9 protein-coding genes are annotated in these 6,039 nt (G+C 38.4%); 2 read left to right on the top strand and 7 right to left on the bottom strand.

The window, feature by feature from the left end; all coding sequences use genetic code 11:
• The 6 genes from EII41_RS14605 to EII41_RS13105 form a co-directional block, all read right to left on the bottom strand.
• The coding region (locus EII41_RS14605) for a sugar-binding domain-containing protein (protein ID WP_260425593.1) at positions 1-235 on the bottom strand (235 nt) is incomplete at its 3' end.
• 34 nt (positions 236-269) lie between these two features.
• A complete protein-coding gene (locus EII41_RS14600) occupies positions 270-524 on the bottom strand; it encodes a hypothetical protein (protein ID WP_260425592.1) in 255 nt (84 codons plus the stop codon).
• A gap of 454 nt (positions 525-978) precedes the next feature.
• Positions 979-1,983: a DNA-processing protein DprA gene (locus EII41_RS13120; protein ID WP_124790945.1), complete on the bottom strand. Its 1,005-nt coding sequence runs from the start codon at positions 1,981-1,983 to the stop codon at positions 979-981.
• A 109-nt stretch (positions 1,984-2,092) separates the two neighbouring features.
• A complete protein-coding gene (locus EII41_RS13115; RefSeq protein WP_124790944.1) occupies positions 2,093-2,401 on the bottom strand; it encodes a phosphoribosyltransferase in 309 nt (102 codons plus the stop codon).
• Between the two features lie 5 nt (positions 2,402-2,406).
• A complete protein-coding gene (locus EII41_RS13110; protein ID WP_124790943.1) occupies positions 2,407-2,865 on the bottom strand; it encodes a hypothetical protein in 459 nt (152 codons plus the stop codon).
• A 3-nt stretch (positions 2,866-2,868) separates the two neighbouring features.
• Positions 2,869-3,453 carry an HAD hydrolase-like protein gene (locus EII41_RS13105; protein ID WP_124790942.1) on the bottom strand — a complete coding sequence of 195 codons (585 nt, stop codon included), beginning with the start codon at positions 3,451-3,453 and terminating at the stop codon, positions 2,869-2,871.
• A 356-nt stretch (positions 3,454-3,809) separates the two neighbouring features.
• On the opposite strand from EII41_RS13105, the gene EII41_RS13100 reads away from it, so the two are divergent.
• The gene (locus tag EII41_RS13100; RefSeq protein WP_124790941.1) at positions 3,810-4,547 is read left to right on the top strand and encodes a DNA alkylation repair protein; all 738 of its coding nucleotides are present in this window, start codon (positions 3,810-3,812) and stop codon (positions 4,545-4,547) included.
• A gap of 261 nt (positions 4,548-4,808) precedes the next feature.
• Positions 4,809-5,630: a hypothetical protein gene (locus EII41_RS13095; protein WP_221620727.1), complete on the top strand. Its 822-nt coding sequence runs from the start codon at positions 4,809-4,811 to the stop codon at positions 5,628-5,630.
• A gap of 139 nt (positions 5,631-5,769) precedes the next feature.
• Here the strand turns inward: EII41_RS13095 and EII41_RS13090 are convergent.
• Positions 5,770-6,039, bottom strand: a 270-nt coding sequence (locus EII41_RS13090) for a hypothetical protein (protein WP_185711922.1), incomplete at its 5' end; no start/stop codon positions are given.

Here is a 6,039-nt window from a genome sequence, read left to right as displayed (position 1 = left end):
AATGCTGTTCGCCCGTGGTGATCAGATGTACCGGCCGGTATATGCCGCCGAAGAAAGTGAAATCGGCGGACAGGGGCGGCACGTCGTCTCGATGGCTGTTGTCCGCTTTTACGGCGATGTACTGCTCGCCCGATGCCTCGAGGAATGGCGTTAAATCGATGTTGAAAGCGGTGTAACCGCCCGTATGTTCTCCGGCCGGTTTCCCGTTTACAAACACTTCGGCCGTTTGATTCACCCCTTCGAACCGAAGGAAATACCTCCTCCCCCCCTCAGGAACAAGGCGAAATCTTTCTCTGTCCGTCGGCCAGCACATCCTTATCGTTCCAGGTATGAGGAAGCTGTACGGCTTGCCATCCGGCCGTCGTTCTATCCGGCAAGGCAGCGTCGGCTCCATTCTTCGAAAACAACCATCCGGAGTTGAACGAGATTTGACAGCGCCCCCCGTCGGCCGATTGACCTGCAGGCAACACTACATCCGGCAAACAATAAACAAGAGCAAAAAGAAGCAATGCACGACGTATCATATCCAATCTGTTTTTTGATGCGAAATTAGATGATCCATTCAACAGTCGCTTGTTTCGATGTTACGAAAAAGAGCGATTATGTTACATTTTCGGATGAAATGGGGCAGAAAGGGACGGTGCAAAAAGCTATCAGAGCAAATAATCGTTGTCCGATAAAACTTTTTTCGTAGGATAAAACTAAAAGCTGACCCCGTAAGGTGGAATCAGTCTTATATTGTCGCTTTGTTTTGTCCAAACAAAATGGAAGTTCCGATGAGCAAAAGTGCACTTCTTCTCGGACGGACCAGAAGGTGATATACTTTATTTGATGGATTGTTTTAAGGGGATGAAAACGGCTTGAAGTCTGGGAATCGGGCCGACTTCGGAGGACTTCACGTTTATTAAACATTCTATTACGGCAAGTGGCTGTTAGTGGCTAGTACTCTTTCTCTCCGTTTCTGCTTTATTGTCATACTTAGTCAAAAAAGTTTTTCTGAATAGGGATTGTTGTTTTGACTGTCAGTTTCTTATTCATTATTTTTTCAACTGTCTCAATGTAATTTTCCTTGGTTAGTATTGTAATGTCTTTCTGTTCCTTGATAATATCTCTATTCAAATCAAACATTGGATTATTATTATCGATATGCTCATCATACATTACTGCTCTTGGAATACCGTAATCTTTTGCGTACCCCATAGCTAAACGAGCTCCACTGTCAAGTTTTTGGCCAAACATTTTCCAACGTTCAGCAGAATTCTGAGCATAGCTTGCAGTTAAAACAATCGTATCGCAGAATAACGCCTGTAAGCGGTCTCTTTCTTTATATCGACTACTTAATTCCATTTGGTTTTTAAAATCATTCCCATATTCCGTAACAAGAAGTCCACCTTCTTCCACAATTTGAAATGCTAAACCTTTATTTTTTGCTGGCATAATACTACTTAATGGACTTGGCAAAATTGCAACTGTTTTACCATTTGAATCTAAGGCTTGTTGATGTGAAATGCTGTCGCAACCAAAAGCCAAACCGCTTACAATTGTTGCATCATTTTTAACAAATTGTTTAACGATATTTCGTTCTCTTTCTTCAATGTTGCCTTTAGGATTTAAAAGTCCAATAACTGTAATGTTTTTGTTGTAAATGCTCAATAAGTCAATATTTCCCTTGTAATAAAGGAAATTAGGCCTCTCGCTTTCTTTCACATTACCACGGTGTTGCGGAAAATCTTTGTCTCCTAGTGCCACAACTCCATCGCATAACTCATTGTCAAACTTGTCTACAAGTATTTTTTCAAACTTATTTTTTAGACTTACAAACTCATCGACACTTGTTGTCCCTCCTTTGATTGTTTTGTTTAGATAAGACACAATTGTTTCAATACTTTCGTAGCCTTTCAAATTTTTAGAAATCCAAGCATTGCCAATTCCTTTGTAGAACTTGGCAGTTAAAATATTTAATGCGTTATCACTATATTTCATTATTACAAAATTAGTATTGTTAAGTTGCTATAGCTTTTGATGACATTATAAACCCCAAAATATTCATAATCAGATTAATAAATTTAAAAAAACAAAACCCTATACTGATTTAACAATCCCACAAAATTATTGATTTTCTTGATACGGTTTTTCCAATAGAATAAAAAATAACAGAGTTAGCTCCTTTATCAAGCAATGCTTGAATTGCATCCTCGTCAATGTTTACAGACTTCGTGTATAAATCATCAATGAGCAGAATATCTTTGTTTTTAACGTTATCAGAAATTGTGCAAGTATCTTTTGTAATTCCTGGATATGGCAAATTTCCGTCTCCTCCTTCTCCATTTCTGTCTAAATGCGTTGTTCTTGTGTTTGTATGGCGAATAATAAATTTTGTTCCATTGTCAAAATTCTCCAACCTATTTACAACTGAACTAATAACCTCTCTAAAAAGCAGTTGGTCTTTTCTATAATGATTTTCCGCTTTTGAACGAGGAATAACACAAACGGTAAGATTGTTTTTTTTGTTATTTGCAAGATTTGAGGTAAATCTCGGCATAAAATTTTAATCAACTGAATTGCAACATTTTTTATTCGGTCAGGAAATGGATCAACATCATTTTTCAATGTCCAAATCAAATTCTCAATACTATTGAGAATTTGCCACGAACCACCACCATTATAGTCCGCATGGTAAAATGCATCTGTATCCTGCTTTAAAAATGTCCCTATCAAGCTTATTTCGTCAGAATCACTTACAAAAAATCCCGTATTCATTATTCTACCTTTTCGTTTTTCACCAATTAGATTTCGAAAATTGGATTCTCTTTCTTCTGGGATTTTATACCATTGTTCTTCTGACAAGATTGTAAAACGTTCCATTTTTTAATAATATATTGGGTTTATAATTGAAATACCTACTTTTTTTGCATCTACAATTTCGCTTTCTTCATTTTCAAAAGCGATAATGAGATTGGGCGGAACGCCCAATTTAAAAATTGCGTTTTGAAACTTGTTTATTTTTTTATCATTATCCTCAAACTCTCTAAAAAAAATATTACTAAATTTATCAGTAAGACCGAAATGATTTAATGTTATTATCGCTCTGTCTTTTCTGCAATTTGAAACTAAAACAGTCTTGTTTGTTTTTAAATATTTAAATAAGACTTCTGCAATTACTTCATTAAGTTTGATTTCTGATAGAAACTCTATGTAATACTCTTCTTTTTTTCGAGTTATCTCCTCATAATCTGATTGTTGCAGACCAAGTAATGCAATTTTCAAAAAACTACGATTAAATCTGACTTTGGGATTATATGATAGCTCAAGTCCATTATTTGTAACTAAATGAATAGCTTTTTTGTAGGATAAGAAATTTGCATAATCTGTATTAATTAAAGTCCCGTCCATATCGAAAAATAAAACATTATCAGGATTTATTATTGTATCAAAATCATATTTTGTTTTCATTTCTTAAAACCTTTACTCATTTTATAATGCTATGTTTTCTTAGACTTGAATCTAATGTGCAAATATATTCATTTTGTTTATTTTTACATATATTCTTTGTATATCTTTTTTTATCTACACGCCTACAGATTTATAAATCCAACAAAATCAATACCATAACAAACATTTAAAATAATCAGACGAATTAATTCTACAAATACAATCCAACATCCTAAATCATACGAAAAGAAGTTAAAAAAAACGCCATTCAAACAACCGATACCCCCAACCATCCCATCCGGAAAAAAATAATACAATCCTCTCTCTCTCTTCCCTCTCAAAAAAATAGATTACTTTTGTCTCAAAAACCGAAAAAAATGGGAACCGATTACAGCATTACTGAAAAATTCGGAGCAAACCTCGCTCAATTGTTAGCCGAAAAAATCGGCAAGGTCTATCCTGAGTTTAATGCAGACCGTTTTATACAAGACACCGACAACAGAACCGTTGGACAAACCTACACCCAACGGGTGGCTACGCTTGCCGAGCTTCTGAAAAACTACCTCCCGGCAGATTACAAAAAGGCTTTGCCCGTCCTGATGGCTGTTTTGGGCAAGGAAAACCCCAACGAAACGGGGATGTTTACCCACTATTATTGGATCTTGCCCATTGGAAAATTTGTGCAGGAATACGGCATCGAGCATTTCGAGCTTTCAATGAAAGCCATCGAAGAGATAACGAAAAGGAATACGGGAGAGTACGCCGTCCGGCCTTACATCCGGAAATATCCCGAAGCTTCGCTTAAAATCATCGAAAAATGGGCAAAATCGCCCAATTTCCATTTACGCAGGTTGGCCAGTGAAGGACTTCGCCCGAAATTGCCCTGGGCAACTAAACTGGATACGTTTATAGAAAACCCTGCGCCTGTCTTCCGTGTTTTGGAATGGCTGAAAGAAGACGAAATACTCTTCGTGAAAAAATCGGTTGCCAACCACCTCACCGACTGGCTGAAAGTGAATCGAGAAGCTGTTCTGCCTCTGATTGAACGCTGGAAAACCTCCGCGAATCCGCATACCCAATGGATTATAAAAAGAGCCACACGCAAAATACAATAAGTTCTCCTTGCTCCTTTATTCTTGTCCGGGCTTGACTTCCTGCGCTAACTTTGCTCAAAAGTTCAGAACTTACAAAAAATGAAAATCAAAAAAATGGCCTATTTGTTTTTGTTGCCAATCGTTATTTGCTTTGCAATCGGTCTCCTACGGCTTTTTCGGAATCCGCCTTACGAAAGAATAGATAAAACAGTTGTACGAGCATCGGATCCCGCAATTAAAAAAGAAATTCCGGCGCTTAACTTATCCTTTTGGGCAGACAGAGTGGCTTATTCCGAACCTGTTTATTTCCCGGATGGAGTGGAAACGGCCGATTTTACGGAGCATGTGGAGGCCATAAACTTGGAAATTCCCGACTGGGACAGCGAAGGATTATACGAGGTAAAGGCTTCTACCAAAGCAGGTACTTTAGACCCTGCTTTTTTAGTATACAAATGGCATTCAAACACTTCCAACACTCTTATCTTTCACCATGGAGCATCGGAACATCCCTTTTACGGGATTTTTTCTAACATCTTCAAAAAAGAAAAACTCAATGATTTGGAAGTAAACCTCATTGCAATCCGAACTCCTTTTCACAAGCAAAAAGGAGCATTGAAACAGGGAACGACAACCCTATCGACCTTTATGGCAACGATGGCAACAAGTGTAAAACTGACCGAAATGCTGATCCGCACTTTACGACAAAAAGGAGTACAGACCGTTGAAATTGGCGGATTCAGCTTGGGAGCTGTGATAGCAAACAGACATCGGGTAACGTATAATTCGGCCGACTTTTATGTCCCGATAGTAGGAACGGTGGCTCACGAAAAGTTTTTTATTTTCCAAAAAAAAAATACCACCGAAAACGAAATCCAACGGAACAAAATCATTACACAACACTTAAATTTCTCAGCCCAATGGCAAAAAAATCAATCTCCTAATGCGTTTCCGGTTATGGCTCGCTACGACGCGTTTTTACCACTTCACGAGCACGCTCCCGCCTATGGAAATCTGGAAGTGGAAATCTGGAACACGGGACATCTATCTACCGCTGTTTTCTACAACGCCATGCGGCACGTTCTGTTAAAACGATTGAAGAACTAACCGTTACTCGGTAACAACAACAGTTCCTAATTTTTTCAGTAATTAAATCGGAGGATTGAGAAAACAGGCTTCAAAAGAAATCCGACTTATTTTGCATTTAAAAAAATAACCAATAAAGAAAAAGCTCTCCGGCTTTCTTTTAACGCGACTTTATGTCGGCAAATAAAACATCCTGAGTAAAATATTTGAACGACCAATAAACACCGATACAATACAGACGAACGTTTTTTCGGATGACGGTCTCGAGCGTCAGAGCTTGAAGCACGTCGCTGCGATTTTGCAAGTGGTACGCGATGGTTACGTCGGCGCTGTGAGGCGTTACCCGGGAAGTGGTGATATAGATTCCGGGGCCTCCGTAGTCCGACATGCTGAAATGCTGTTCGCCCGTGGTGATCAGATGTACCGGCCG

Origin of the sequence: Tannerella forsythia, from assembly GCF_003860135.1 — a bacterium.
In the GTDB taxonomy this organism is placed as follows: domain Bacteria; phylum Bacteroidota; class Bacteroidia; order Bacteroidales; family Tannerellaceae; genus Tannerella; species Tannerella forsythia_A.
The sequence above is the reverse complement of the archived record's forward strand: the minus strand, read 5'-3'. Positions and strand labels throughout refer to the sequence as shown.

Bases quoted from the DNA above. Each gene is read 5' to 3' on its own strand.
- EII41_RS13100 (WP_124790941.1), top strand. From the start codon at position 3,810: ATGGGAACCGATTACAGCATTACTGAAAAATTCGGAGCAAACCTCGCT.
- EII41_RS13120 (WP_124790945.1), bottom strand. From the start codon at position 1,983: ATGAAATATAGTGATAACGCATTAAATATTTTAACTGCCAAGTTCTAC.
- EII41_RS13105 (WP_124790942.1), bottom strand. From the start codon at position 3,453: ATGAAAACAAAATATGATTTTGATACAATAATAAATCCTGATAATGTT.
- EII41_RS14600 (WP_260425592.1), bottom strand. From the start codon at position 524: ATGATACGTCGTGCATTGCTTCTTTTTGCTCTTGTTTATTGTTTGCCG.
- EII41_RS13110 (WP_124790943.1), bottom strand. From the start codon at position 2,865: ATGGAACGTTTTACAATCTTGTCAGAAGAACAATGGTATAAAATCCCA.